Annotated in this window: 27 protein-coding genes; 20 read left to right on the top strand and 7 right to left on the bottom strand. The window is 37.4% G+C overall.

Annotated features, from left to right (window positions below; translation table 11 throughout):
* Positions 1 to 89 precede the first annotated feature (89 nt).
* From ACOXY8_RS08715 to ACOXY8_RS08645, 15 genes are all read left to right on the top strand, one after another.
* Positions 90 to 914 (top strand): hypothetical protein, encoded by an 825-nt coding sequence (locus ACOXY8_RS08715; protein WP_458331188.1) that lies wholly within the window; start codon positions 90 to 92, stop codon positions 912 to 914.
* Positions 915 to 971: 57 nt separating this feature from the next.
* Positions 972 to 1,355, top strand: coding sequence for a PEGA domain-containing protein (locus ACOXY8_RS08710; RefSeq protein ID WP_458331187.1), 384 nt, complete (start codon positions 972 to 974; stop codon positions 1,353 to 1,355).
* Between the two features lie 65 nt (positions 1,356 to 1,420).
* Positions 1,421 to 3,034: a M1 family metallopeptidase gene (locus ACOXY8_RS08705; protein WP_458331186.1), complete on the top strand. Its 1,614-nt coding sequence runs from the start codon at positions 1,421 to 1,423 to the stop codon at positions 3,032 to 3,034.
* A 19-nt stretch (positions 3,035 to 3,053) separates the two neighbouring features.
* Positions 3,054 to 3,482: a DUF1801 domain-containing protein gene (locus tag ACOXY8_RS08700; protein WP_458331185.1), complete on the top strand. Its 429-nt coding sequence runs from the start codon at positions 3,054 to 3,056 to the stop codon at positions 3,480 to 3,482.
* A gap of 6 nt (positions 3,483 to 3,488) precedes the next feature.
* The gene (locus ACOXY8_RS08695; protein ID WP_458331184.1) at positions 3,489 to 4,676 is read left to right on the top strand and encodes an MFS transporter; all 1,188 of its coding nucleotides are present in this window, start codon (positions 3,489 to 3,491) and stop codon (positions 4,674 to 4,676) included.
* A 161-nt stretch (positions 4,677 to 4,837) separates the two neighbouring features.
* Positions 4,838 to 6,181, top strand: coding sequence for a sigma-54-dependent transcriptional regulator (locus ACOXY8_RS08690; protein WP_458331183.1), 1,344 nt, complete (start codon positions 4,838 to 4,840; stop codon positions 6,179 to 6,181).
* Between the two features lie 202 nt (positions 6,182 to 6,383).
* Entirely contained in the window at positions 6,384 to 6,674 is a 291-nt protein-coding gene (locus ACOXY8_RS08685) for a DUF7674 family protein (protein WP_458331182.1), read from the top strand.
* 96 nt (positions 6,675 to 6,770) lie between these two features.
* Positions 6,771 to 7,115, top strand: a complete 345-nt coding sequence (locus ACOXY8_RS08680; RefSeq protein ID WP_458331181.1) for a DUF7674 family protein — start codon at positions 6,771 to 6,773, stop codon at positions 7,113 to 7,115.
* A complete protein-coding gene (locus tag ACOXY8_RS08675; protein WP_458331208.1) occupies positions 7,112 to 7,189 on the top strand; it encodes a potassium-transporting ATPase subunit F in 78 nt (25 codons plus the stop codon). The genes ACOXY8_RS08680 and ACOXY8_RS08675 overlap by 4 nt, the downstream gene beginning before the upstream one ends.
* 130 nt (positions 7,190 to 7,319) lie before the next feature.
* On the top strand, positions 7,320 to 9,026 hold the full coding sequence (gene kdpA / locus ACOXY8_RS08670) for a potassium-transporting ATPase subunit KdpA (protein ID WP_458331180.1): 1,707 nt from the start codon (positions 7,320 to 7,322) through the stop codon (positions 9,024 to 9,026).
* A gap of 12 nt (positions 9,027 to 9,038) precedes the next feature.
* Positions 9,039 to 11,078 (top strand): potassium-transporting ATPase subunit KdpB, encoded by a 2,040-nt coding sequence (kdpB, locus tag ACOXY8_RS08665; protein ID WP_458331179.1) that lies wholly within the window; start codon positions 9,039 to 9,041, stop codon positions 11,076 to 11,078.
* A gap of 97 nt (positions 11,079 to 11,175) precedes the next feature.
* Positions 11,176 to 11,751 carry a K(+)-transporting ATPase subunit C gene (locus tag ACOXY8_RS08660; protein WP_458331178.1) on the top strand — a complete coding sequence of 192 codons (576 nt, stop codon included), beginning with the start codon at positions 11,176 to 11,178 and terminating at the stop codon, positions 11,749 to 11,751.
* A 46-nt stretch (positions 11,752 to 11,797) separates the two neighbouring features.
* The gene (locus ACOXY8_RS08655) at positions 11,798 to 12,898 is read left to right on the top strand and encodes a porin (protein ID WP_458331177.1); all 1,101 of its coding nucleotides are present in this window, start codon (positions 11,798 to 11,800) and stop codon (positions 12,896 to 12,898) included.
* 101 nt (positions 12,899 to 12,999) lie between these two features.
* On the top strand, positions 13,000 to 14,124 hold the full coding sequence (locus tag ACOXY8_RS08650) for a sensor protein KdpD (RefSeq protein WP_458331176.1): 1,125 nt from the start codon (positions 13,000 to 13,002) through the stop codon (positions 14,122 to 14,124).
* A 156-nt stretch (positions 14,125 to 14,280) separates the two neighbouring features.
* Positions 14,281 to 16,005, top strand: coding sequence for an ATP-binding protein (locus tag ACOXY8_RS08645; RefSeq protein WP_458331175.1), 1,725 nt, complete (start codon positions 14,281 to 14,283; stop codon positions 16,003 to 16,005).
* A 168-nt stretch (positions 16,006 to 16,173) separates the two neighbouring features.
* Here the strand turns inward: ACOXY8_RS08645 and ACOXY8_RS08640 are convergent, their stop codons facing one another.
* The 4 genes from ACOXY8_RS08640 to ACOXY8_RS08625 are packed head-to-tail and all read right to left on the bottom strand — an operon-like array spanning position 16,174 to position 18,871.
* Positions 16,174 to 16,398 carry a hypothetical protein gene (locus ACOXY8_RS08640; RefSeq protein WP_458331174.1) on the bottom strand — a complete coding sequence of 75 codons (225 nt, stop codon included), beginning with the start codon at positions 16,396 to 16,398 and terminating at the stop codon, positions 16,174 to 16,176.
* Between the two features lie 3 nt (positions 16,399 to 16,401).
* The gene (gene gltX / locus ACOXY8_RS08635) at positions 16,402 to 17,940 is read right to left on the bottom strand and encodes a glutamate--tRNA ligase (protein WP_458331173.1); all 1,539 of its coding nucleotides are present in this window, start codon (positions 17,938 to 17,940) and stop codon (positions 16,402 to 16,404) included.
* A 51-nt stretch (positions 17,941 to 17,991) separates the two neighbouring features.
* Positions 17,992 to 18,489: a hypothetical protein gene (locus ACOXY8_RS08630; RefSeq protein ID WP_458331172.1), complete on the bottom strand. Its 498-nt coding sequence runs from the start codon at positions 18,487 to 18,489 to the stop codon at positions 17,992 to 17,994.
* A 1-nt stretch (position 18,490) separates the two neighbouring features.
* Positions 18,491 to 18,871 (bottom strand): RidA family protein, encoded by a 381-nt coding sequence (locus ACOXY8_RS08625; protein WP_458331171.1) that lies wholly within the window; start codon positions 18,869 to 18,871, stop codon positions 18,491 to 18,493.
* 84 nt (positions 18,872 to 18,955) lie between these two features.
* Between ACOXY8_RS08625 and ACOXY8_RS08620 the strand changes: the two genes are divergently transcribed.
* Positions 18,956 to 19,636 (top strand): 3-hydroxyacyl-CoA dehydrogenase family protein, encoded by a 681-nt coding sequence (locus ACOXY8_RS08620; RefSeq protein ID WP_458331170.1) that lies wholly within the window; start codon positions 18,956 to 18,958, stop codon positions 19,634 to 19,636.
* Positions 19,637 to 19,644: 8 nt separating this feature from the next.
* Here ACOXY8_RS08620 and glmS read toward each other — a convergent pair whose 3' ends face one another.
* The 3 genes from glmS to ACOXY8_RS08605 all read right to left on the bottom strand — a co-directional run bounded on the left by glmS (position 19,645) and on the right by ACOXY8_RS08605 (position 23,585).
* Positions 19,645 to 21,480, bottom strand: a complete 1,836-nt coding sequence (gene glmS, locus ACOXY8_RS08615) for a glutamine--fructose-6-phosphate transaminase (isomerizing) (RefSeq protein WP_458331169.1) — start codon at positions 21,478 to 21,480, stop codon at positions 19,645 to 19,647.
* A gap of 16 nt (positions 21,481 to 21,496) precedes the next feature.
* A complete protein-coding gene (locus ACOXY8_RS08610; RefSeq protein ID WP_458331168.1) occupies positions 21,497 to 22,693 on the bottom strand; it encodes a DUF4270 family protein in 1,197 nt (398 codons plus the stop codon).
* Positions 22,694 to 22,769: 76 nt separating this feature from the next.
* Complete coding sequence (locus ACOXY8_RS08605; RefSeq protein WP_458331167.1) at positions 22,770 to 23,585, bottom strand: glycogen/starch synthase; 816 nt, start codon at positions 23,583 to 23,585, stop codon at positions 22,770 to 22,772.
* 114 nt (positions 23,586 to 23,699) lie between these two features.
* Here ACOXY8_RS08605 and panC point away from each other — a divergent pair, with 114 nt between their 5' ends.
* Genes panC through rfaE2 form a run of 4 tightly spaced genes read left to right on the top strand, consistent with a single transcriptional unit; the run spans position 23,700 to position 26,420 of the window.
* A complete protein-coding gene (gene panC, locus ACOXY8_RS08600; protein WP_458331166.1) occupies positions 23,700 to 24,548 on the top strand; it encodes a pantoate--beta-alanine ligase in 849 nt (282 codons plus the stop codon).
* 18 nt (positions 24,549 to 24,566) lie between these two features.
* A complete protein-coding gene (gene panD / locus ACOXY8_RS08595; protein ID WP_458331165.1) occupies positions 24,567 to 24,914 on the top strand; it encodes an aspartate 1-decarboxylase in 348 nt (115 codons plus the stop codon).
* Positions 24,914 to 25,957, top strand: a complete 1,044-nt coding sequence (locus ACOXY8_RS08590) for a lysylphosphatidylglycerol synthase transmembrane domain-containing protein (RefSeq protein ID WP_458331164.1) — start codon at positions 24,914 to 24,916, stop codon at positions 25,955 to 25,957. Before panD ends, ACOXY8_RS08590 begins: the two co-directional genes overlap by 1 nt.
* On the top strand, positions 25,944 to 26,420 hold the full coding sequence (rfaE2, locus tag ACOXY8_RS08585; RefSeq protein ID WP_458331163.1) for a D-glycero-beta-D-manno-heptose 1-phosphate adenylyltransferase: 477 nt from the start codon (positions 25,944 to 25,946) through the stop codon (positions 26,418 to 26,420). The genes ACOXY8_RS08590 and rfaE2 overlap by 14 nt, the downstream gene beginning before the upstream one ends.
* Position 26,421 lies beyond the last annotated feature (1 nt).

Raw genomic sequence — 26,421 nt, 5'->3', positions numbered from 1 at the left:
TTTACATTCATTATAATTACTGAATATAAATTCAAAAGAAGCATTAAACTCAATTGAAGATTTGCCATCAAAGGTGGAAATTCAACCACATGAAAAAATCAATTTCAACTCTAATTTGCGCATTTCTGCTAAGCGGATTTGCGCAGGCTCAGCTTATGGTATCTAAGGCTGACTTTACTCCGGTTTTGGATGGAAAGTATCAAGAATGGCCAATGGAAAACCTCAGCAAGGAAGACAAAACTGGCTTATCCTATCAGGCTGTTGCCGACGATGAATTCCTATATATTTTGCTAGTGGCAGAGCAAATGCCTTTTCAGCAGAAAATAATGAGAAATGGGCTAGTGCTAAACTTCACTACAAAGACAGGAAAAAAGAAAACTACTGGCAAACTATTGCACCCTTACAGTGCAGATGGTGAGTCTACAATGCCACAAATAAGAACCGAACCAGGTCAGAGACCTGATATGGAGTATATGAAGGAGCTTTTTCTGCTTCGAAATAAAGTGTTTTTAGCAGATGGATTTGTTGGCAAATTCAAAGGCCAGCAAACATTAGACAATAGCAATGGAATTAACTTAGGGGTTAATTGGAATGAAGACCAGCATTTGGTTTATGAATATAAAATTCCTCTAAATCAGCTTTTTATAGACAATGGTGATCCTAGAGATGTTGCAAACAGCATAGAAATGGAAGTAGTAGTTAATGGTATGGCTCAAGGTGGTGCCCAAATGGGTGGTGCTCCAATGGGTGGCGGCATGCGCGGTGGGGCTGGAGGAGGACGTCAAGGAAATGCTGGCAGACCAGGAGCAGGAATTGGTGGTGCTGGTGGCGCAGGCGGTGCTGCAGGAGGTAATAGAGCAACTGTAGATATGATGAATAAGGCTTCATTTAAAACAGTACTAACCTTTATTTAGGTAATTTTTTATTGGATAAGGCCTAGTAAATTATCTATTTTTGCAAAAAAAATAGATATGAAACGTAAAGCATTATTCCTTCTATTAATCATTTCATCGCAAATCATATTTTCTAGTTGCGCTACTATTTTCACTGGCTCTAGACAAAATGTAACCATCGACTCCGATGTTCCAGACACACGAGTAGAAGTTGGCGGAATGTATCAAGGAACAACACCAACTTCTGTAAGACTTAAAAAAGGCTTTACTGGTGAGACGGTCGTATTGAAAAAAGAAGGATATGAAAATAAGGTTATTCAACCACCTACAGATTTCAACCCTGTTTCGGTGCTCAATCTTTTCAATATTCTATTTTGGGCGATAGATGTAGCCACAGGTGCAATGATGAAATATACTCCAGACTACATAGAGGTGAAAATGGAACCGATAAAAGACAGGTAATGGTAAAAAGCATTCCTATTATACAAAGCGGATTGATTATATTTAGCTAATCAATCCGCTTTTTCATGAAATACCTCCTAAGTTTTATTTTCAGCCTTTCTTTCTTCTTCCTTCAAGCGCAAGATCCTTATCCTGTGGATCGAAATTTGGATATTCAGCATTACGAGTTTCACTTAGAAATTGCTGATGACACAGATGAATTAATAGGCGTAGCCATTATTCAACTTCAATACCTGGATCAAACAAAAGACTCCTTCACCTTAGATTTGGTGAATAAAAATGCCGAAGGAAATGGAATGTCTATCAGTAGTATCAAGGATAAAAAAAGTGGGAGGGATTTAGTTTTTGAGCATACCAACAATCGTGTAAGTATTAATACAGGAACTGGTATCTCACACGAAATTGAAATCACTTATCAAGGAATTCCACAGAATGGTTTAATCATTTCTCAAAATAAATATGGAGAGCGCACTTTCTTTGGCGATAATTGGCCAAACAGAGCTCATCATTGGTTGCCTGTAGTGGATCACCCATCAGATAAGGCGAGCTGCGCTTTTATCGTAACCGCTCCCAACCATTATCAAGTGATAGGTACTGGAGCATTTGTAGAATCTACCGACATAGATAATGCTACGCGGAGAACCCATTGGGAAACCGATGTGGATATTGCGACAAAAGTAATGGTAATGGGTGCTGCGCGTTTCGCCATCAAAACAGAGGAGATAATTGATGGAGTAGCCGTACAAAGCTGGGTGTATCCACAAGACCGAGAAAAGGGTTTTTACGATTATGCATTGGCTACACAATCACTCGAATTTTTCAATTATTATGTAGGTCCTTATAGTTATGAAAAGCTTGCGAATGTGCAGTCCAAAACTCGCTATGGCGGAATGGAAAATGCTAGTAATATTTTCTATAGCGAAAGCTCTGTGACTGGCGACCGCGCAGCAGAAGGCCTTATCGCTCATGAAGTTGCCCATCAGTGGTTTGGTAATTCGGTATCGGAAAAGGATTGGTATCATATATGGCTGAGCGAAGGTTTTGCAACCTATTTTACCCAGCTGTATTTTGAGCATTATTATGGTCGGGAAAAGCTTGCCGAAGGAATGCAGCAAGCACGATTCACTGTAGTGAAGCATTGGGAAGGCACCAAAAATTCTCCTGTATTGGACACACTCATTACAGACCTCAATCGTTTGCTCAGTCCAAACTCTTACCAAAAAGGAGCATGGGTGCTACACATGCTTAGAAAGGAAATTGGGGACACCCATTTCAGAGATGGCATTAGAGCGTATTACGCGCAATATCAAAATAGAAATGCCCTTTCTGATGACTTGCGTAAGGTGATGGAAGAGGTAAGCGGAGAGGATTTATCTTGGTTTTTTGAGCAATGGCTTCGCCAGCCCGGCCATCCTATAATTGAAGCAAAATGGGAATATAATGCAGAGGCTAAAGCTGCCATTATTGATTTTGAACAAATCCAACCCGGTCATGTATTCCGCTTTCCTATCGATATTGCTGTATATACTGAAGGGAATAATCTACCGCAGATATATACGATCGAGATAGACGAAAAAACAAGTCAAATTCCCTTGCCCTCTAGCCAAGTGCCTAGCCATATAAGTTTAGATCCGGGAACTTGGCTTTTATTTCAAGGAAATGTAGAAAGGAAAAAGTAATCATTTAACTATTGAGAAAATGGCTGAATTAAAAACTAAACCAACAGATGAGAGTGTTGAAGCTTTTATCAACCGGGTAGAAGATCCAAAAAAGCGGGAGGATAGCTTTGAAATAATCAAATTGATGCGCAAAATCACAGGTTCCGAACCGAAAATGTGGGGAGGGAGCATTGTGGGTTTTGGTACCTATCATTATGTATATGCTACAGGTAATAGTGGCGACTGGCCGGTAGTGGGCTTTTCTCCACGTAAGCAAAATCTCACACTCTACATTATGGCGGGCTTCAGCAAGTACGGGGAGCTTATGGAGAAACTCGGTAAGCACAAAACAGGCAAATCCTGTCTGTATGTAAAAAAGCTTAGCGATATAGATATGGAAGTACTAGAAACCTTAATTGCAGAGTCAGTTGAGTATATGAAAGGGAAGTACGAAACGCGGTTTGATTGATAGCCAATGGCAAAAGTTATCAGTTCTAATCCTAAACTCACGCTACCAATAATCATATTTGCACAATTTGCCGGCACCTCCTTATGGTTTGCTGGGAATGCCATATTGCCTAGAATATCAGCTGAGTTTGCCTTTCCGGCAGATTCGATGGCAAGTATTACTTCTGCGGTTCAGTTGGGCTTTATTATTGGCACATTTCTATTTGCGCTTTCTGGCATTTCTGATCGATTCTCATCGAGTCGAGTATTTCTGTTTTGTGCATTAGCAGGTTCTGCAATGAATGCCGCCATTTTATTATGGCCTGCAGATTATGTATTCCTTTTATCCTCCCGCTTTCTTACAGGATTCTTTTTGGCGGGTATTTATCCTGTTGGAATGAAAATCGCATCGGAATGGTATGGCAAAAAGCTCGGTATGGCCTTGGGCTATTTGGTTGGCGCATTGGTTCTTGGTACTGCATTTCCACATTTTTTGAGTTATTCGGGAGGTAACGTTGATTGGAAATGGGTAATTATTGCCACCTCAGCTATTGCATCTTTTGGCGGATTTTTGCTCTACTTTTTGGTAGGTGATGGTCCATTGAAAGTGAAATCTGCGAAATTTAAGCCCAAAGAAATCTTGGCTGTATTCTCTGTAAAGGATTTCCGAAAAGCTGCATTTGGATATTTTGGCCACATGTGGGAATTATATACTTTCTGGGCTTTCGTTCCTATTATGATAAGCCTTTATGCTCAGCAAAATCAACAAGATTTGTCGGTGAGCTTATGGACATTTGTAGTGATTGCTACCGGCAGTTTGGCATGTATGGCGGGAGGAAGTATTGCCTTGAAAATAGGCAGCAGAAAAGTTGCTGTACTGTTTTTGGGAACCTCCGCAATATGTTGCTTACTATCGCCGATATTACTTGTTTTACCTGTGTGGGCTTTTATAGCATATCTACTCGTGTGGGGCTTTGCAGTGGCTGGCGATTCGCCGCAACTCTCTACACTCAATGCCCAAACTGCGCCAAAGGAACTTGTAGGAACTGCATTGACTATTACGGTAAGCCTGGGGTTTTTTATCACTATTATCAGCTTACAGCTTACTGAGTGGCTCTATAATTCGGTGTCAAGCTCATTGTTCTTGCTGATACTTGCGCCAGGCCCAATCATCGGCTGGTATTATGCTAGAAGAATTCCGAAACGGATTGAATAAGAGAATATTACTTGTTATGTGATTCGCAAGAAACTGAACATTTAAGGATTGATACTGTCGTATAGTAGATGTTGAATAAGTATTTATAAGCAAAAGACTTATTGCTTACTATTGAGTATATTAATTATTGTAATTTTACTTAAACAGATAGATAAAATATTTTGAGAAAAATTCTGATTATAGATGATGAGGAGAAACTAAGAGTTCTATTAGCTAGAATTATAAGTTTGGAAGGGTTTGAGGTGTTTCAAGCGGAAGATTGTAAATCAGCTTTGACAAGAATGGAAAGGACTGATATTGATGTAATCCTGTGCGATGTAAAACTTCCGGATGGCAATGGAATAGATTTAGTAAAGAAAATTAAAGACAAATATCCCATTCCTGAAATTGTACTATTAACGGCCTACGGAAATATTTCTGATGGCGTGCAAGCTATTAAGAATGGAGCTTTTGATTATATCACCAAAGGGGATGATAATAACAAAATAATACCGCTGTTAAATAGAGCGATAGAAAAAGTAGATTTGGCCAAGAGAGTGTTACAATTAGAAAAGCAATTGGCAACTAAGCATTCTTTTGATCAAATAATTGGCAAATCCAAGGCGATAAAAGAGGCAATTGACTTATCTAAAAAAGTTGCTTCTACTGATACGACCGTTTTGCTAACTGGTGAAACGGGTACAGGAAAAGAAGTATTTGCCCAAGCTATTTATCAGGAAAGCCATAGAAGAAAACAGAGTTTTGTCGCAATAAACTGCTCAGCTTTTAGCAAAGAATTATTGGAAAGTGAAATGTTTGGTCATAAGGCAGGTGCATTTACTGGTGCTATAAAAGACCAAAAAGGGTTATTTGAAGAAGCAAATAACGGGACAATTTTTCTAGACGAGATAGGAGAAATGGCCTTGGACTTACAGGCCAAATTGTTGCGAGTAATAGAAACCAGTGAGTTTATTCGTGTAGGTGACAGTAAGCCTACTAAGGTAAACGTACGGATCATCGCCGCTACAAATAGAGACTTGCTGCAAGAAATTGAAAAAGGGCATTTTAGAGAAGACCTATATTATCGCATTTCAGTATTTCAGATTCATTTGCCACCATTAAGGGAAAGGGTAATTGATATTGAATTATTGGCGCAAAACTTTTTAAACTCATCATTTTTTAAAACTAACAAAAAGATTAAATCGGTTTCAAAAGAATACTTTGAAGCCTTGAAGCAACATAAATGGAATGGAAATATACGAGAGCTAAAAAATGTAATTGAAAGAAGTGTAATTCTGTGTGATGATGAATTGAATTTGGAACATTTGCCAAGCGATATCCAAAGTATTTCTAGTCCAACCCAAAATGGAAAATCACTTTCTGCATTTGAATTAGCAAGTGCTGAAAAAATCCACATCCAAAAAGTATTGAACTATACTAATGGAAATAAAACAAAAACTGCCGAATTATTAGGAATAGCATTAACTACTCTTTACAGAAAGATTTCCGAATATGGTTTGGAATGAAAATATCATATCTGTTACATAATTATTCATTCATTAAAATAACCCTTTCAAAATGCTAGGAAAACCCTTTCAAAACGAAAGGGTTTTTATTTTCCTCTTATTTAAAATTATGCTATATATATCTAATAATCAGATTTTTACATACCCATCAATTTAACAGGAACAGCATTTGGCATAAGGAAACAAAATCAAATGTTTTCTTATGAAAAATCGACTAGATATTGAGTCAAAAAAAATTGAAGAATTAGAGCACAAAGCACTTGATGCAATCTTCAAGGGGCAGAAGAAAAAGGTTAAAAAACTCTACGGAAAAGTGGAGAGTCTTTTTGTGAAAGGAAGTGATTACACACGATCCTTAATCGCTAATAAATTCATTTTATCTCTTTCCCAGCTATTAGAAATAAACTACAAGTGGGGGAGAGAGTACCTTAGGTTATTTCCTAGGCAACTGAAAGCTGAGTACTGTAGGCAAATCAATTCTTGCGGCATTTAAATCCATAAGACATGATAATTCTAATGTACCTCACAGGCCTAGCATTATTTACGCTATTATACAAAGCTATTGATGTCTTCGAAAATATCTAATAGTATGAGTGATTTCCTTCAACAACTGGAAAAGCAATTTCCCGAAATTTATCCTCCCGCTTTAGAGAATGGTAAATATGTAATCTACGAAGTGCTAAACCATTTCGGAGCCTATTGTGCTCTCCATATTGAAGAAGAAAAGACCCGAGAAATTCTCAATGCAATAGATCAGGTGTATCAACAAAAGCAACTTTTTACTTGCAATGCTATTGAGAATGAATTCCTCTCAGTAATTGCATTGAAACTAGGTGCTAAAGATTTGATTAACCATCTCAAAAAAATTCCAAAAAGCCTTTGGGCTGGATATATCAAAGTATTAATCGAAACAAACAAAATCAATTCTCCATGATAGCATTATTCTTTATCGCTATAGCTGTATTCGGCTATCTCTGTTTTGTGTTGGTCAAACCTGAAAAATTTTAAATAGGAATGAGCAAGAAGCAATTCAACGAAGACTTTAAAACTATTATTAAAATCTTCGTCATTTTCCTAATAGTCTTAGGAAGTTTCAAATTACTGGTTTGGCTTTATAACCTATTAATAAACTAAAAAAATGAACACGGAAATACTTGGCGTACTCTTAATGTATGCAATTGTAATAGTTTTAGCAATTCCTTTAGGTCGCTACATTGGTAAAATTTTCAATTATGAAAATACCTGGTTGGATACCATTTTCAATCCACTCGACAAATTATTTTTCAAGCTTAGCGGCATTGATCCAAAGGTGGAAATGAATTGGAAACAGCATTTGATGGCACTTTTAACCATCAATGCATTTTGGTTTGTCATTTCTCTATTTGTCCTTTCTAACATGGCTTGGTTGCCATTGAACCCAGACAATAATCCATCGATGAGTTGGGATTTGGCATTTAATACCACAGTAAGTTTTGTTAGTAATACCAACCTACAACACTACTCAGGTGAAACGGGATTGTCCTACATGGGGCAACTTATTTTAATGCTATGGCAATTTATAAGTGCCGCCACAGGTATTGCTATTTGCGCAGTAGTGTTCAATGCAATGCAAGAGAGAACTACAAATAAGCTTGGAAATTTCTATAGTTATTTTGTGCGTACAAATACCCGGATCCTATTACCCATTGCGTTTATTGGTGCTGTTATTTTAGTATTCAATGGCACTCCAATGACATTTGAAGGAAAGGATACCATTACCACTCTTGAAGGTATTGAACAAAATATTAGTCGAGGGCCTGCAGCTGCATTTATTCCAATCAAGCAATTAGGTACAAATGGCGGAGGGTATTATGGCCCAAACTCTACTAATCCAATGGAGAACCCCAATTACCTTACAAATATTCTCGAGACTGTTTTTATCTTTTTGATCCCTATTTCTTTGGTATTTGCCATGGGCTATGTCGTAAAGCGAAGAAAGCTTGCTTTAATGGTGTACGGTGTCATGACAGCAGGTTTTCTATGTCTTGCAATTCCTTCCATTTACTTTGAAATGAACGGTAATCCTGCGATCGCCGAATTGGGCATATCACAAGATATGGGCAGCATGGAAGGCAAGGAAATTAGATTTGGCTCAGCGGCATCTGCCTATTGGGCTATAAATACCACAAGTACGAGTAATGGATCAGTGAATGCTATGCATGATAGCATGACTCCGCTCACTGGGATGTTTACCATGCTTGGTATGATGATTAACAGCTTTTATGGAGGTGTTGGTGTTGGTTTTATCAATTTTTATGTCTTTATCATTCTAGCAGTTTTCATAGGTGGCCTGATGGTAGGTAGAACACCCGAATTTTTGGGAAAGAAAGTAGAAGCTAAAGAAGTAAAAATAGCGATGATCATTGCACTTCTTCACCCATTAATGATTTTGGGCGGTACAGCTTTAGCGAGTTTTCTCTATGCAGGAAATCCAGAAGCTTATTCAGGTTGGCTTAATAATCCAGGTTTTCATGGTTTTAGTGAGATGCTCTATGAATTCAGTTCAGCATCAGCAAATAATGGAAGTGGGTTTGAAGGCTTGGGAGATAATACCCCATTCTGGAATATCGCGACAGGTTTAGTCATGTTATTAGCCAGATACTTACCCATTATTGGCCCGGTAGCTATTGCAGGTATTCTAGCCTCCAAAAAATATATACCTGAAAGTGCAGGAACGCTTAAAACAGATACAAGCACATTTGGGATTCTGGTTTTTGCAGTGATTGCCATCGTTGCAGCACTTGCTTTCTTCCCTGCCCTAACCTTAGGACCTATAGCCGAATACTTTTCCTTGAACCAATTCTAAATATTGTAAAAAATGACAGTCAAAAATACGAGCCTGTTTCAGAAAGATTTGCTTCAAGAAGCGCTAAAAGAAGCCTTCGTTAAGCTCAATCCAAAAATTATGTTCCGTAATCCAGTAATGTTCACTGTAGAAATTGGAACAATTGTAATGTTTGCAGTTACAATATTCTCACTCACGAGTGATTCGCAAGGTTCATTCGGATACAATCTAACGGTATTTGCCTTGCTATTAATTACCCTACTATTTGCAAATTTTGCTGAAGCAATTGCTGAAGCAAGGGGAAAAGCACAAGCCGATAGTTTGCGGAAAACAAGGGAAGAAACTCCTGCCATGCTAAAAAGTGGTGAGACAATTTCTTCATCGAAGCTCAAAAAAGGAGATGTTTTTATTTGTAAAGCTGGAGATATAATACCTGCTGATGGTGAAATTCTTGAAGGCTTAGCAACTATTGATGAAAGTGCTATTACGGGAGAATCCGCGCCAGTTATTCGTGATGCGGGAGGTGACAAATCTTCAGTGACGGGAGGCACGAAGGTATTATCTGATAAAATAGTTGTAGAAGTTACTACCGAGCAAGGCGAAAGCTTTTTGGATAAAATGATTGCATTAGTAGAAGGAGCAAGTCGTCAAAAAACGCCAAATGAAATTGCATTGACAATACTTCTAGCTGGCTTTACTTTAGTGTTCATTATTGTAACCGTTACACTAAAACCCTTTGCAGATTATGCAAATACACCGATTAGCATAGCTGCTTTTATTTCGTTGTTTGTATGCTTAATTCCCACCACAATTGGAGGTTTACTTTCAGCTATTGGAATTGCAGGGATGGATAGAGCACTTAGAGCCAACGTAATTACAAAATCAGGAAAAGCTGTAGAAACTGCTGGTGATATTGATGTTTTATTGTTGGACAAAACTGGAACAATAACTATTGGCAATAGAAAGGCAACAAACTTTTATCCTGTTAAGGGCATAGATGAAAATCAGTTTATAAAGTCAGTTGTATTGAGCTCAATGGCAGATGAAACCCCTGAAGGTAAATCGATTATAGAGTTAAGTGAGCAGATTGCAAATAGTGGAGACTTGAAATCAATTTTATCGGAATCAAAATCACACATTTCTCAAACTATAAAATTCACAGCAGAGACCAGATCAAGTGGTGCAAACCTTCAAGATGGCACTCGAATACGCAAAGGAGCTGCTGATGCCATAAAGGATTTATCTGAAAAAGCAGGTTACGAGTTCCCTACTGAAATTGCAGAACGAGTAACCCAGATTTCAAGCAATGGCGGGACTCCTTTAGTTGTATCTGAAAATGAAAAGGTTATTGGTGTTATTGAGTTGCAGGATATCATAAAACCGGGTATACAAGAACGCTTCGAACGTCTTCGAAAAATGGGAATAAAAACTGTAATGGTTACAGGAGACAATCCTTTAACAGCAAAATATATCGCTGAAAAAGCGGGCGTAGATGACTTTATTGCTGAAGCTAAGCCTGAGGACAAAATGAATTATATTAAAAAGGAGCAAGCTGAAGGCCGTTTAGTTGCAATGATGGGAGATGGTACAAATGATGCTCCGGCATTAGCGCAGGCAGATGTAGGAGTTGCTATGAATAGTGGTACCCAAGCAGCTAAAGAAGCAGGTAATATGGTGGATTTAGACAATGACCCTACCAAACTTATCGAAGTAGTTGAAATTGGTAAACAGCTATTAATGACCAGAGGAACGCTTACAACTTTTAGTATTGCCAATGATGTGGCAAAATACTTTGCCATCATTCCTGCTCTTTTCATTGTTGCTATTCCTTCATTACAAGGACTAAATATTATGGATCTTTCTAGCTCTGAAAGCGCAATTCTATCGGCTGTAATTTTCAATGCGATTATTATCCCTTTACTTATACCACTGGCATTAAAGGGTGTAGCCTACAAGCCAATTGGCGCAAGCGCCCTTCTTCGCAGAAATTTGATCATTTACGGATTAGGTGGAGTGATCGTGCCATTTATAGGTATTAAGTTAATTGATCTCATGGTTTCAGTTTTATTGTAAATATGAGATCAATTAAGGTGGCTAGAAATTTATTTGGACTACACCTAGCTGATCAGCACTATTAATGACTAATATTCCGAATTTAACTCTTTTAAAAATGAAAAATAATTTGATTTCGGCCATTCGATTAACCCTTGTTTCCTTGGTGTTTTTCTGTGGCATTTACACGCTATCGGTATTAGCCGTAGCTCAATTAGCACCTGGTGAAGGAAAAGGTTTTACAATTTCTGAAAATGGCCAAGAACATCATGTTAATATTGGTCAAGGTTTTTCTTCAAACAACTACTTTTGGTCGCGCCCATCAGCAGTAAATTATGATGCGGCTGGTTCCGGTGGCAGTAATTATGGACCGAGCAACCCTGACCATTTAGCTGAAGTGGAAGAAAGAATTAAGTATATATTGGAACAGAATCCAGAAATTGAGAAATACGAAATTCCATCTGATTTGGTTACTTCTAGCGGCAGTGGATTAGACCCACACATTTCAGTTCAAGCAGCCAAAATTCAAATAAAGCGAATTGCTCAAATAAGAAATTTGGAAGAAAAGGAAGTAATTGAGCTAATAGATAGACATATCGAAAAACCATTATTAGGATTATTCGGAACTGAAAGAATCAATGTTCTTAAGCTTAACATTTCATTGGATCAATTAGCTACCAAGGATCAAATTTGATCCATAATTTCTTTAGAATCATTAAAACGAAACAATTTCAAACTATATGGCTAATATAAATAAATTTATGATTGGATTGATTTTGCTAAACCTCTGTAGTTTTGGCTTGGTAAAAGCTCAATCCAATGAATCTGAAAATCCATTTAAAGTAAGTGGATATTTAGAAACATATTACGTGTATGATTTTGGTAATCCTGTAGATCATAACCGACCTGATTTTTTATATTCTTTCAACCGTCATAATGAAGTGAACTTAAATTTCGGATACCTTCAAGCCGAATATAATAACGATAAAGTCAGAGGTAAACTTGCATTAATGACGGGCACTTATGCTAATGCAAACTTATCGGCTGAGCCAGGAGTATTAAAAAACATTTTTGAAGCTAATGTGGGTGTGAAAATTTCAAAAACCAAAAATTTATGGGTAGACGCAGGAATTTTTGGATCTCATATCGGTTTCGAAAGTGCAATTGGAGCCCTTTGCTGGAATATGACCAGAAGTATACTAGCTGAAAATTCACCATATTTTCTATCAGGCGCTAAAGTATCCTACACAAGCGATGACGAGAAGTGGTTCTTAAGTGGATTAATTTTGAATGGCTGGCAGCGAATTCAAAGGGTTCCGGGTAACCAAACACCATCATTTGGTCATCAACTCACATGGACACCCAATGAAAAGATCACCCTCAATAGCAGTTCATTCATAGGCAGTGATACTCCAGATTCCACCCGCCAAATGCGCTACTTTCATAATTTCTATGGTCAATTTCAATTTAACCAACAATTTGCATTGATAGCAGGGTTTGATTTTGGTGCACAGCAAATAGCAAAAGGGAGTAATGATTTTCATACTTGGTATTCCCCAGTTTTAATAACTAAATATTCTCCATCTGGAAAATTATCTTTTGCAGCTAGAGCTGAATATTATTCTGATAAAAATGAAGTAATTGTTTCTACTGGCTCACCAAATGGCTTCCAAACCTTTGGCTATTCTGTAAATATGGATGTAAACGTTGTGGAGAATGTACTATGGCGAATAGAAGCTAGAACCTTCAACAGCCAAAGAGATAATATATTTATGGATAGAACTCAAACAGCTACTCAAAACAATTTCTTTGCGGGCACTTCCCTAAGTATCGCATTTTAATAACTTCTGTAAAGTTGATAATGGGTAAATGCCTAATAAATAAGGCGTTATAAAATGCATTTTGTTTAACTTTTGTCCATTATTACTTATCAATCCAAGAGATGGAAGAAACTCGCAAATCGGCTCAAGAATTTCTGAATCTGATCAAAAAGTCAAGAAGAGGAAAATTGAAAATCTATATCGGTATGAGTGCTGGCGTAGGTAAGACCTTTCGAATGCTGCAAGAAGCTCATGCTCTTTTGAAAAATGGTATTGATGTGAAGATTGGGTTTGTCGAGACACATAACCGAGAGGAAACACATGCGTTAATTGCCGGATTGCCTATTATTCCATTACGAAAGCTCTTTTACAAAGGGAAAGAATTGGAGGAAATGGACTTGCAAGCAATAATAAACTTGCGCCCTGAAGTGGTAATTGTGGATGAGCTTGCACATACGAATATTGAAGGCAGTAAAAATGAAAAACGCTGGCAGGATGTAATGGACGTAATTGACGCTGGAATCAATGTAATTACGGCAGTCAATATTCAGCATATTGAAAGTTTAAATGAAGAAATAAAAGAAATTACTGGTGTAGAGGTACGAGAAAGAATTCCAGACAAAGTATTAGCACTTGCCGATGAAGTGGTGAATATAGACTTAACTTCTGACGAGTTAATTGCGAGATTAAAGGCTGGCAAAATATATAAACAGGATAAAATTGAAACTGCTTTAAAAAATTTTTTTCAAAGTGAGAATATCTTACAACTTCGAGAGTTGGCTTTGAAAGAGGTGGCCTCTCAAGTTGAGAGAAAAGTTGAAACAGAAGTAACAAGACCAAACTCTTTAAAACACGAGAGGTTTCTTGCCTGTATCAGTAGTAATGAAAAAACGGCCAAAACGGTGATTCGAAAAACGGCACGTCTGGCAAACTATTATCATAGTAAATGGTACGTTTTATATATACAAACTCCCAAAGAAAGTGCTGACAAAATTCCATTAGATAAGCAGAGGCATTTAATCAACCATTTCAAACTAGCAACTGAATTAGGAGCAGAAATTATAAAAGTAGAAAGCTCAACAGTAGCAAAAGCGATAATTGAGCAAGCTGAGCAGAGAAAAATATCAACTATCTGCATAGGAAAACCTCATATAAACTTGTTAAAGATTCTCCTTGCAACAAACGTATTCAGCGAACTTTTAAAAAAGCTTTCGACGAGCAATATTGACCTAGTAATTTTGAGTTGAGGAATGGTTAACTTAAATGTGAGTTACGCTATTCTTTTGATAAAAGCATACAGTCAGAATTTTACATAGGATTAAGATGGATTCCTTCGAAGGATACATAAAAGTCTATTATGGCAAAAGACGAGGTAATTTTAGACAGAAATAAAAAATAGTACCGTGAAAATCAAAACGAAATTAACCCTTGGCATTGGGCTCCTTTTTCTGATGATATTACTGCTCAGCATTGTTAGTGCTCGGCACTTGTATATGTTGAAATCAGATACTGAAAATGTATTGATAGATAATTACCGAACATTAGAGTACTCAAGAAATATGCTTATCGCATTAGAAGACAGGAAAGAAAATGCGATTATTTCCTTTGAAGAAAACCTTCAAAAGCAAGAAAATAATATTACTGAAATCAATGAAGCAAATCTAACTCAACAAATTCGAAATAATTTTGCTTTATACGCTGAAAATCAATCTAATAATTTGATTAAATCTGAAATTCGTTCGGATATATTCGCAGTAATGGATATGAATATGCAGGCTATCCAGCGGAAAAGCCAAATGGCTCAAGAGTCAGTCAACAATGCGGTTTTTTGGATAGCTATTACTGGGAGTATTTGTTTCCTGATTGCTTTAATCCTTTTGATTAATCTTCCTTCAAATGTTGCAAATCCCATCAAGGAATTAACAGAAAGTATCAAACAAATTGCAGCGAAGAACTATTCCGAAAGAGTCAAGTTTGAGGGTCGGAGTGAATTTGTTGAGCTCGCAAAATCCTTCAATGCAATGGCTCAAAAACTTCAAGAATATAATAACAGCAATCTAGCCAAGCTAATGATTGAGAAAAAGCGGGTGGAAACACTTATTGACAAAATGCATGATCCAGTAATTGGTTTGGATGAAAATATGAAAGTGATCTTTGCCAATGAAGAAGCTAATCATATAATAGGTATTCCAGATTCTGAAATGATTGGTTTTAGTTCAAAAGATCTAGCTTTGAAAAATGACCTTTTACGGGAATTAATAAAAGATGTGGATGGAGTAGTGAGTTCTCAAAACTCTTTTGAACCCATGAAAATATATGCGAATGGCAAGGAAGGCTATTTTGAAAAAGATATACAGCACATTTCTATTGTTCCCACAGGTGAAAGCGAACCTAAACTAATCGGTCATGTAATTCTCCTACGAAATGTTACCGAATACAAAGAATTAGATTCCGCCAAAACAAATTTCATAGCTAATGTTTCTCACGAATTCAAGACTCCAATTTCATCCATTAAGATGAGCTTACAGCTATTGGAAAACAATCGTGTAGGCAAACTGAATGAGGAGCAAAAGAATTTGATAAGTAGTATCAAAGATGATGCAAACCGATTGCTTAAGTTTACTGGTGAATTATTAAATATGACGCAGGTAGAAAGTGGAAATATTCAGCTTTCGATAATGCCTTCAGACCCTAAGGAGATTTTGCAATATGCCATCAATGCGACAAAAATTCAGGCCGAGCAAAAACAAATTAAGATCGAAATTAATTGCCCGGAAGTGGTGTCCATGATACAAGCCGATAATGAAAAAACAGCTTGGGTTATTACCAATTTAATTTCAAACGCTATTCGGTATTCTTACGATAACTCTATTATTTATTTGAGAGTAATAGAAACAGAAAAAAACATCAAAATTTCAGTAAAGGATACTGGACAAGGAATATCACCGCAATACATGGATAAAATTTTCGACAGGTATTTTCGGGTACCCGGAACCAAAAAGGAAGGAACTGGACTTGGGCTTTCAATTAGTAAAGAATTCATAGAAGCCCAAGGTGGGCAAATATCTGTGGAAAGTGAATTTGGAGCGGGAAGTACATTTACTCTTACCTTAAGTAAATCTCAATGATTGCTGATTCTTTAAAGTATAGTTTATGCATTTGCTTTCTAACTGCGCTGATGATTTACAGTTTGCGACGAACTATCAGTTTTAGCGCTTCGTTGAAAAGGGAAATTAGGCTGGAATGACTCAGGAGAATTTTATCAACCTTCCTTTCTATCAAAAAATCAAAAAACTTTATTTGTCCTCTTTTTTATTGTCTTCTCCTTTAATTTCATCAATATCTTCTCGATCCTTAAGCTTTTTGTCTTCTACATTTCTATTCAGAAATTCATTAATTCTGTCGATATCAAATGTAGAAGTTAACTCTCCAAATGAGTCGATATTCAATTCGAAACCCTCCAATTCTGGATTAACTCTTGGTTTTTTATCTTTTTTGCTGTTGTCTGCTTTCTTTGCCATATCTCAATTAAGATACGTATTTAATTTAGTTTTGGCCAATTCCACACGAGAAACGATTTCTTTCGGTCCAAGTACAGAGATCACTTCCATCAAATCCGGCCCAGCACCTACTCCAGTCAAAGCCAAGCGAATGCCTTGCATTACTTTGCCCAAACCAATTCCTAATTCCTCAAGAATCCTAGTTAATGTTTCCTTAGCTTCCTCCGCAGAAATTTCACTTTTAGCACCAACTTCGACAGCAAATTTTTCAAGTACATTAAGTACATCTGCATTCCACTTTTTAGAAGCTACTTTTTCGTCATATTCACTTGGTAGCTCAAAGAAGTATTGGCCTTCTGCCCAAAGCTCATGGGTAAAAGTGATTCGCTCTTTCAATAAACCACTGATTTTTTCTACAGTCTCTGTTGGCACATTTATGCTTCTAGCCTTCAATGCTTCATTCAGTGATTTAGCCAATTCTGCATCGGACATCAATCGGATATATTGCTGATTGTACCACTTTGCTTTATTGATGTCAAACTTGGTTCCTGATTTTCCTATTCGCTCGATTGTAAAAGCCTCTACAAGTTCTTCCTTGCTGAACATCTCTTGATTTGTTCCAGGATTCCAGCCCAGAAAAGCTAGAAAATTGATCATTGCTTCTGGCAAATAACCATCTTCTCTAAAGCCAGCTACTTTTTCATCGGTTGCAGGGTCAGTCCACTCTAATGGGAAAATTGGAAAACCATGCTTTTCCGCATCACGCTTACTTAGTTTACCATTTCCATCAGGTTTTAGCAAAAGCGGGAGGTGGGAGAATTCTGGCATTGTATCTTCCCAACCAAGATATCTATATAGCAACACATGCAATGGAGCCGATGGCAACCATTCTTCTCCACGGATCACATGCGTAATACCCATCAAATGATCATCAACGATGTTCGCCAAATGATAAGTGGGCATACCATCGGATTTCATCAAAACTTTATCATCCAAAGTAGAAGAATGTACCATTACCCAGCCGCGAATCAAATCATTCAAACGAACTTCTTCTTTTCTTGGCATTTTGATACGAATAACGAAAGGCTCACCAGAAGCTAATCTTGCTTTTACTTCATCTTCAGGTAAAGTCAAGGAATTTTTCATGGTTGTCCTCGTGATACTATTGTATTGTGGAGTTACCACCCGCGCAGCTTTTAGCCTTTCGCGCATATCATTCAATTCTTCCTCTGTATCAAAAGCATAGTATGCATGGCCTGCTTCTACCAATTGCATGGCATATTGCATGTAAGAAGGCTTGCGCTCAGACTGGCGGTAAGGGCCATTTGGGCCACCTTGCCAAGGATCCTCGTCTGGTGAAATTCCACACCATTCTAATGACTCTTTAATGTACTCCTCTGCTCCAGGCACAAAGCGCGTTTGGTCTGTATCCTCAATTCTAAGAATAAATTTACCGCCATGCTTTTTAGCAAATAAATAGTTATAAAGGGCAGTTCTAAGTCCACCAATATGTAGCGCTCCTGTAGGTGAAGGAGCAAATCTAACTCTTACTTCTCTTTGCATAATTTCCTTATTCGGCTGCAAAAGTACAAAATATTAACCTTTTATGCTCCATTAAATAATATTCACTACCTCGATCTCCAAAATATCGAAAAGTACTTTTCTGCTTTTGTTCACTTGTCGGTAGAAAAAGAACATAGATAAGATATACTGACCAATGCCAAAAGCAATTAACGAAAGCCCTGTAGAGAAATTTTCGCCAGGAAAAATAAAAATAAAACCAGCCAAAATGGAGATTACAGACCAAAAGCCTAAGAACATCAATGTGCTGAAAAAACAAGTATAAGTCAGGAATAAAATTGATCCTGACCGGGCTGATTCAATTTCACCGCTAATAAGTGGGAGAAAATTTTCAGCATGTTTTATTCTTTTTGAGATTTTGAATCCATTTTCATGTAGGGCTCCATTGAATAACTTCTCCTTATCTTCTTTTGGATTATCCATTCTTGGCCCTTCGGATACATGCCTAATTGCTTCGTCCAACTTCAGCAATAAAGTTTGCCGATCGTAAGACAGTACTATTGTTTCTGTATAAACAGGCCAGAGATTCATTTTAGATTATTGCAATACAAGAAATTTCTACATTCACATCTTTTGGCAACCTAGCTACTTCTACCGTTTCTCTGGCAGGAGGATTATCAGAGAAATAGCTTCCATAGACACCATTTATCTTAGCAAAGTTGTTCATATCTTTTACAAAGATGCTACACTTTACCACATTGCTAAAGCTACCTCCCGCTTCCTCTATTATCGCCAATAGGTTGTTCATCACCCATTTGGTTTCGGATTCGATATCGGTCATATGCAATTCTCCAGTTTTAGGATCTAAAGCAATTTGACCTGATACATATAATGTATTCCCCGCTTTAACCGCTTGGCTGTATGGCCCAATAGGCGCAGGTGCATTTTGTGACATTATAACTTGCTTGGACATGGTATTGTTGATTAATAATTAGATAAATATAAACCTCTAAACAGAACTCAATTTTTTAAAACTGAATCTATCCGTAATTTAGCCATGAAGATAAGAATTATGCATACGATTGTAATTGGAAACGCAAAGAATAGAGAAGAGTTTGGTCATAAATTTCCGCATGTAGATGCTCGATTTCTGGGAGCTAATGATCCATTGCCTGACACAGGTGAAAACCCAGTAGTAATATGGGACTTTAGTATCGATGATGCTCCAGAAAGACTAAAACTCTATAAGAAATATGAGGTTGGTGAATGTATTCTATTTGCAAATTTAGTGAAAACCGGATTACATAATTTGCTCGCACAATATAGTCAACCTGAAATTATACTTTTAGCATTCAATGGGTTGCCTACTTTTTTCAATAGACCGCTTTTAGAGCTTAGTACAATAAAGGGATATGAAAAAACCTTTGTAAAGGAAATACTTCAAGAACTGAAAACAGAAGCAGAATTTATAGACGATAGAGTTGGAATGGTAAGTCCGCGGGTGGTTTGTATGATTATAAATGAAGCTTATTATACATTACAAGAAGGCACGGCAAACAAAGCCGATATTGACAAAGGCATGAAGCTAGGCACCAATTACCCTATGGGACCATTTGAGTGGGCAGAAAAAATTGGAATTAAGAATGTATATCAACTACTTACTGCCCTTTGGGAAGACACCAAAGAAGAGCGATACAAAATTTGTCCGCTCTTGAAAAAGGAAGCTCAATTAAGTTAGTTGGAGATTTACTCTACCGTTACTGATTTTGCTAAATTCCGTGGTTGATCTACGTTGGCGCCTCTCATTACTGCAATATGATATGAAAGCAGCTGCAATGGAACTACCGACAACATTGGCGTAAGAGCTTCTTGGGTAGCTGGCACTTCAATCACATGATCTGCCATTGTTGGTATGAGTGTATCTCCTTCAGAAACAATTGCAATTACCTTTCCTTTGCGAGCTTTTACCTCTTGAATGTTACTCACGATTTTCTCGTAAGTACTGTCCTTAAGCGCAATGAAAACGACCGGCATTTCCTCATCAATAAGAGCGATTGGGCCATGCTTCATTTCAGCCGCAGGGTAGCCTTCGGCATGTATATAGGAAATCTCTTTCAATTTAAGAGCTCCTTCTAATGCCACTGGAAAATTATACCCTCTTCCCAAATAAAGGAAGTTTCGAGCGTTTTGATAAAGTGCGCCAATTGCTTTGATCTCGTCATTATGCTCGAGAATTCTTTCCACTTTGCTTGGGATTTGCTCCATTTCAACGAGCATTTCTCTAAATCTTGTTTCAGATATTGTCCCGCGCTTTTGAGCTACAAGCAAAGCAATCATGTTGAGCACTGTAATCTGTGCGGTGAAAGCCTTGGTACTTGCCACGCCTATTTCAGGACCCGCATGTGTATAGGAACCTTCATGCGTAGCACGGGCAATTGATGAACCTACCACATTACAAACACCAAATATGATTGCCCCTTTAGATTTTGCTAATTCGATTGCCGCTAGCGTGTCTGCTGTTTCACCAGATTGTGATATAGCAATTACTACATCACCTTCGTGGATTACCGGGTTTCTATATCTAAATTCTGAAGCGTATTCAACCTCTACCGGAATTCGACAAAATTCCTCGATCATATACTCGGCAACCATCCCAGCATGCCAGCTTGTGCCACAGGCAATGATGATAATGCGATCTGCTTTTACTAGAGTATTGATGTATTCGCGTAATCCCCCAAGTACCAATCGGCCAGCATTAGCATCCAACCTCCCGCGCATACAATCCATGATGGATTTGGGCTGTTCAAAGATTTCTTTCAACATGAAATGCTCGAAACCACCTTTTTCTATAGCTTCCAATTCCATATTTAAGTGATGGATATATGGAGTTGATTTCACATCTTGAATATCTTTCAATTCCAGTTCACCATCCTTTATCTCAGCAATTTGATAATCGTCCAGATAAATTACTTCATTCGTATATTCAATGATTGGTGTAGCATCAGAGGCTAAGAAATATTCGCCTTTGCCTACTCCAATTACAAGCGGGCTTCCTTTGCGAGCAGCAATTAGGTTATTAGGTTCATCTTTATTCAATACTACTATAGCATAAGCACCTATCACTTTAGAAAGTGCTAGGCGAACGGCCTCAGCCAAGCTACAATTATTCTGTGTTTGTACTTCTTCTATGAAATGAATAAAAACTTCAGAGTCAGTTTCACTTTTGAAAACATGACCACGGTTCATTAAATCAGTCTTTAACGAACTGTAGTTTTCGATAATGCCATTGTGGATAATAGCCAAATTCTCAGTAGAAGAATAATGTGGGTGTGCGTTTGTGTCGTTCGGTTCGCCGTGAGTCGCCCATCGAGTATGACCCATTCCAACTGTAGCTTTAAGGTTTTTGTCCTTAATAAAATCCTCCAGTTCGCTTACCTTACCCTTCTTCTTATAAATGGTTAATTGGTCTTGCATCAACGCAATTCCAGCGCTGTCGTAGCCTCTGTATTCTAATCTCTTTAACCCTTTTATAATTATTGGAGCGGCTTCTCTATGGCCGATGTAAGCAACTATTCCACACATAAAAATGCTTTAGATTTTATTCGTTGACAATCGTGTAATATACGTTAAGCTTTATAGCTGACTGATCTATTACCATGCGGTTTAAGCTTGAACCAAATCTGCCTGGTAATACAAAAACCTCCAAATAGGGAACTCTACCATCAGCTACTGCTTGGACGTATCCTGTTACAGAACCTTTGAATTTTTTACTGGATGAATCATAGAATAATTGAGCTGGTGTAGAACCTCCTAATTGATTTCCACCATCTATTTGTATGGATCCAACAATTCCGCCTACATTTACGACTTTGTCATCAGAGCCAACATAATAGAATAGAACAGAGTTTGGTGGGCTGAGAAATTCAGTTGATGCATCCACTGATATTTCCAACTCAGCAAGATTGATTTTGAAATTCTCTAAAGTATCCAACATTTCAGTTATTTGGCTAAAATCAATTTTATTAACCACTCCTGTTCCAGACTGATTGTAATACTTACTTGTACCTAAATCCACATCTTCATATGGCTCAGTTAGGTTTTGTAAAACACTTCCCTGTGGAGAAAACTCTATATTGCTAAAATGATTATGCCCTGCGAAAGTAAAATCATATTCAAGGGTATCCGTTTCAGTTCGATAATATAAGACTACTCTCGATCTCTCGTCTTGCAAGTTAAAGCCTAATACAGATTTGTCATTACTTGCTCCAGGAATTAATGCCATCCCTTTAAAATAGTTCTTAAACTCATTATTTGTACTTAACTCAGTAGCATTAGCTTTTGCTTTGGTAAATAAATCGTCTCCAAAGGCGTCATCAAGTTTTACTGTGAAAATAGAGTCTGCTCCCGGAATAAAGGTTTTGGTTATCTCACCTAATGTTACACTTTCGTAATTGACAGCTGAAGAAGCAAAATAGGGCAAGGAGTCATAAATAGGTTCTGATAATTCATGAACTGAAAAAGACTGCGGCGAACTAAAATCATTCCCATGAAAGAAGTCTATAAACAGTTCTAATCTGACAGAATCAAATACTGCTGACTCTGGCAAAAACCTGTTCAGATTTACTAAACCCAGCTGCGCAAAAGCATTCGCTTCTACTTCACCAAATGTACCATCTTGATAGCGTCCAGACATAATGATAGTTTGATTCCTAGTATTGATGGAATCGAAAAATGTCTGTGATCCGTCAAGAGTGTAAGATTGTAGTTTGATCTCCAGTCTGTTATCCTGATTCATGCCTAGGTCAATATTGCCTGGCTCTTCACACGATGAAAATAGAAAAAGGGCCAGTATAATGACTGACCCAATATTTTTAGCTGACAAGATCATTGTATAAATTGTAGTACGAATCGAGAAAGTTTTCATTCTGTTCGATTGTATCAATTTTTTTGTCTGAGTTGGATAATTCTTCAAAAATTGCATTTAAACTTTCGCTATTTTGTTCTTCTGCTTTAATAGATGCGTCCGCATATTGGATGCCAATTTTGAGGAAACCTCTTAAATCGGCAGATTTCAATTGATCTAATGCTTTATCATCGATGTCAAGCATTTTAGCCTTGCTAATCAGATCCGGACTAAATTTATCTGCAAAGAAATTGTCATAAATTGTAAAAATTGATTTTGTGTTCTTGAATAACGGATCCTTCTTGTAGGTAGTTTTCAAATACATTGGAACGAGGCTAGTCATCCAATCGTTGCAATGTACGATATCTGGCGCCCATCCAAGTTTTTTAACCGTCTCAATAACGCCTTTACAGAAGAATATTGCCCTTTCGTCATTGTCTTCGTAAAACTTATTTTCCTTGTCAAAGAAAACTGACTTACGATGGAAATAATCTTCATTGTCGATAAAGTAAACCTGAAGCTTAGCATTTGGAATAGAAGCTACTTTAATAACCAATGGCTTTTCTTCTTCACCAACAGAAATGTTGATCCCAGATAATCTAACAACTTCATGCAATCTGTTCTTGCGCTCATTTATCAATCCAAATCTTGGAACTAAGATTCTGATTTCCATCCCTCTCTCTTGCATGCCTTGAGGAAGCTTTCTTACAAATTCAGCAACTTCCGAAGTTTGTAAAAAAGGATTGATTTCACTAGCAACATAAAGAATGCGGAGCTTAGACATAATAGCTATAAATTAGAGTGGAAAATTAAATTGCGCACAAAAATACTAAAATTTACCCATAATTCCATTTATTCCTAGCTAAAACGTAGCTTTGCCAAGATTATAAAACAAGGAATGGAATTAATAGAGTCTCTAAATTCTTTACGAGAAAAGATCTCAGGCCTAAAAACTAGCAATCAAAAAATCGGTTTCGTCCCTACAATGGGTGCGCTACACAGTGGACATATAGCGCTAGTCGAACAGGCACTTAAAGAATGTGATTTTGTAATTTGCTCTATTTTTGTAAACCCTGCCCAATTCAATAATCCAGACGATTTAGAAAAATACCCAAGGACGATTTCCGTTGATAAAGAGCTGCTGGAGCAAGCAGGGTGTCATGCACTTTTTATTCCATCAGTTGAGGTCATGTATCCCAAATACACATTCACATCTTTCCAATTTGGCTCTTTAGAAAAAGTAATGGAAGGCGCATTTAGGCCTGGCCATTTCAGTGGAGTAGCTTTGATAGTTTCTAAGTTATTCAATTTAGTTCAGCCTGACTTAGCTTTTTTTGGCCAAAAGGATTGGCAGCAAGTACAAATTATTAATTGTTTAATCAGAGACCTCAACTTTCCTATTGAGCTTCGAATAGTGGAAACTATAAGAGATGAAAATGGATTAGCACTTTCCTCGCGCAATCAAAGACTCACAGAGCAAGGGCGCATAAATGCCTCCCGCCTTTTCCAAATTCTAAAGCAAGGCAAGCAAATGCTTCTAGTTGGAAAATCGCCTTCTCAAACAAAGCACATTTTGCTTGAAGAACTGCGGGAGGATAAATTTTTAGACCTTGAGTATTTGACCATCGCAAATTCAATAACCTTACAAGAAGTAAAAGAAAATAATCAAAATAATGAACTGGTTATTTGCATTGCCGCTTATATCGAGGGAGTCAGACTCATTGACAACATTTTAGTAAGACTTTAATATCAAAAGAAAACTTTCATGCAGATTGAATTATTGAAATCTAAAATTCACAGAGTACGAATCACACAAGCAGAACTACATTACGTTGGGAGCATCACTATAGATGAAGATTTGATGGATGCTGCAGATTTGGTTGCAAATGAAAAAGTGCAAATTGTGAATGTAAATAATGGCGAAAGACTTGAAACCTACGTAATTAAAGGTGAAAGAGGCACTGGAGAAATTTGCTTAAATGGACCCGCTGCAAGAAAAGCTCAAGTCGGTGACATTGTTATTATCATTTCTTACTGTATTTTAGACAAAAAAGAGAGCTCCTTGCATCAACCGAAATTGATTTTCCCTGACGAAAGTAATCGCATCAATTAATGGCATTAAAAAACTCCCTTCGCTTTGCCCTTCGATATGTGATTTCCCTTCTAGTGGCAGGAGGTCTGCTATGGCTTGTATTTCGAAACATCGATTTGCAATACATGCTTTCGAAGCTCAAGGACATTGACTATCGATTCATTATATTGTCTTTAGCAATAGGCACTGTGAGCCATATAGCGAGAGCATACAGATGGAACCTGCTACTAGAGCCAATTGGCTTTACCGGCCTCTCCACCTTCCGTACTTTTTTGGCAGTTATGGTTGGCTATATAGCCAACCTCGTTTTCCCCCGAATGGGAGAAGTGTCCAAATGTGGTGTATTGGTAAAAACCGACAAAGTTCCTCTTACCACTTCATTGGGAACTGTAGTGGCTGAGCGAATTATTGATTTGCTCACCTTAATATTATTGCTAGCACTCACTTTCATTATTGAATTTAGTCGACTTAAGAATTTCTTTTTGGATTTGATCCAAGACAAACTGACAGGTTATGAAAACCAATTGAATGTACTTTTGATAATTGTTATAGCTATTCCAATCCTCATATTGGTAGCTTACTTTTATTTAAGAAGTGCGAGCAGCTCTAAACTTAGAACCCATCCGCTTTTTATAAAGATTAGAGGATTCTTGGGGCAGATGGTGCAGGGAATTACAAGTATAAGGCATCTCAAAAAGAAAAAGGCCTTTTGGTTTTCGACATTTATTATCTGGTTGTGTTATTTCTTTATGGCTTATGTTGTGGTTTTTTCATTAGAAGAAACGAGTGGATTAGGATTGAGTGCAGGACTTTCGCTTTTAGCAATGGGTAGTATTGGAATGGCAGCACCAGTGCAAGGTGGGGTTGGAGCGTTTCATCTATTGGTTGGCAGTGTTTTAGTACTTTATGGCATAGAAGAAACGGATGGCATTTTGTTTGCCACCATCCTTCACACTTCGCAAGCATTATTTATTGTAGTTGGCGGAGGGATTTCCTTGATACTTGTAGCATTGATTTCTGGTAAAAAAACAAGAGAAGACAAAATTGCTAATGACCGAGAATAAAATTTCAACTTTAGAACAATTACTACCAATCGTATCCCAATGGAAAGCGGGAGGAGAAAAAATTGTTTTTACCAATGGTTGTTTTGACATACTTCATCTCGGACATATCGATTACCTTGAGAAAGCTTCGAAAAAAGGCACAAAACTAATAGTAGCAATTAATACGGATCGGTCGGTAAGCAAAATCAAAGGGCCCAATAGACCTATACAAACAGAGTATGCAAGAGCTAGAATGCTTGCTGCTTTGGCTTTTGTGGATGCTGTTACTTTCTTCAATGAAGAGACACCACTGCAAGTGATAGAGCAAATAATGCCCGATGTATTAGTTAAAGGAAATGATTATGAAATTATGAACATCGTGGGTTCTGATATCGTAATCAAAAACGGCGGAAAAGTAGAAACTATACAATTAGTATCGGGCTACTCTACCACAAACATTATCGAAAAAATTAAAAATAAATAAT

The organism is Peijinzhouia sedimentorum (assembly GCF_049340005.1).
Taxonomy (GTDB): Bacteria; Bacteroidota; Bacteroidia; order Cytophagales; family Cyclobacteriaceae; genus CAXBDP01.
The sequence above is the reverse complement of the archived record's forward strand: the minus strand, read 5'-3'. Positions and strand labels throughout refer to the sequence as shown.

Bases quoted from the DNA above. Each gene is read 5' to 3' on its own strand.
- ACOXY8_RS08640 (WP_458331174.1), bottom strand. From the start codon at position 16,398: ATGGCAAAGAAAGCAGACAACAGCAAAAAAGATAAAAAACCAAGAGTT.
- panD (WP_458331165.1), top strand. From the start codon at position 24,567: ATGCAGATTGAATTATTGAAATCTAAAATTCACAGAGTACGAATCACA.
- rfaE2 (WP_458331163.1), top strand. From the start codon at position 25,944: ATGACCGAGAATAAAATTTCAACTTTAGAACAATTACTACCAATCGTA.
- ACOXY8_RS08650 (WP_458331176.1), top strand. From the start codon at position 13,000: ATGGAAGAAACTCGCAAATCGGCTCAAGAATTTCTGAATCTGATCAAA.
- ACOXY8_RS08610 (WP_458331168.1), bottom strand. From the start codon at position 22,693: ATGAATCAGGATAACAGACTGGAGATCAAACTACAATCTTACACTCTT.
- ACOXY8_RS08655 (WP_458331177.1), top strand. From the start codon at position 11,798: ATGGCTAATATAAATAAATTTATGATTGGATTGATTTTGCTAAACCTC.
- gltX (WP_458331173.1), bottom strand. From the start codon at position 17,940: ATGCAAAGAGAAGTAAGAGTTAGATTTGCTCCTTCACCTACAGGAGCG.
- ACOXY8_RS08675 (WP_458331208.1), top strand. From the start codon at position 7,112: ATGATAGCATTATTCTTTATCGCTATAGCTGTATTCGGCTATCTCTGT.
- ACOXY8_RS08685 (WP_458331182.1), top strand. From the start codon at position 6,384: ATGAAAAATCGACTAGATATTGAGTCAAAAAAAATTGAAGAATTAGAG.
- ACOXY8_RS08695 (WP_458331184.1), top strand. From the start codon at position 3,489: ATGGCAAAAGTTATCAGTTCTAATCCTAAACTCACGCTACCAATAATC.
- kdpB (WP_458331179.1), top strand. From the start codon at position 9,039: ATGACAGTCAAAAATACGAGCCTGTTTCAGAAAGATTTGCTTCAAGAA.
- ACOXY8_RS08620 (WP_458331170.1), top strand. From the start codon at position 18,956: ATGAAGATAAGAATTATGCATACGATTGTAATTGGAAACGCAAAGAAT.
- ACOXY8_RS08705 (WP_458331186.1), top strand. From the start codon at position 1,421: ATGAAATACCTCCTAAGTTTTATTTTCAGCCTTTCTTTCTTCTTCCTT.
- glmS (WP_458331169.1), bottom strand. From the start codon at position 21,480: ATGTGTGGAATAGTTGCTTACATCGGCCATAGAGAAGCCGCTCCAATA.
- kdpA (WP_458331180.1), top strand. From the start codon at position 7,320: ATGAACACGGAAATACTTGGCGTACTCTTAATGTATGCAATTGTAATA.
- ACOXY8_RS08660 (WP_458331178.1), top strand. From the start codon at position 11,176: ATGAAAAATAATTTGATTTCGGCCATTCGATTAACCCTTGTTTCCTTG.
- ACOXY8_RS08710 (WP_458331187.1), top strand. From the start codon at position 972: ATGAAACGTAAAGCATTATTCCTTCTATTAATCATTTCATCGCAAATC.
- ACOXY8_RS08605 (WP_458331167.1), bottom strand. From the start codon at position 23,585: ATGTCTAAGCTCCGCATTCTTTATGTTGCTAGTGAAATCAATCCTTTT.
- ACOXY8_RS08590 (WP_458331164.1), top strand. From the start codon at position 24,914: ATGGCATTAAAAAACTCCCTTCGCTTTGCCCTTCGATATGTGATTTCC.
- ACOXY8_RS08630 (WP_458331172.1), bottom strand. From the start codon at position 18,489: ATGAATCTCTGGCCTGTTTATACAGAAACAATAGTACTGTCTTACGAT.
- ACOXY8_RS08715 (WP_458331188.1), top strand. From the start codon at position 90: ATGAAAAAATCAATTTCAACTCTAATTTGCGCATTTCTGCTAAGCGGA.
- ACOXY8_RS08625 (WP_458331171.1), bottom strand. From the start codon at position 18,871: ATGTCCAAGCAAGTTATAATGTCACAAAATGCACCTGCGCCTATTGGG.
- panC (WP_458331166.1), top strand. From the start codon at position 23,700: ATGGAATTAATAGAGTCTCTAAATTCTTTACGAGAAAAGATCTCAGGC.
- ACOXY8_RS08680 (WP_458331181.1), top strand. From the start codon at position 6,771: ATGAGTGATTTCCTTCAACAACTGGAAAAGCAATTTCCCGAAATTTAT.
- ACOXY8_RS08700 (WP_458331185.1), top strand. From the start codon at position 3,054: ATGGCTGAATTAAAAACTAAACCAACAGATGAGAGTGTTGAAGCTTTT.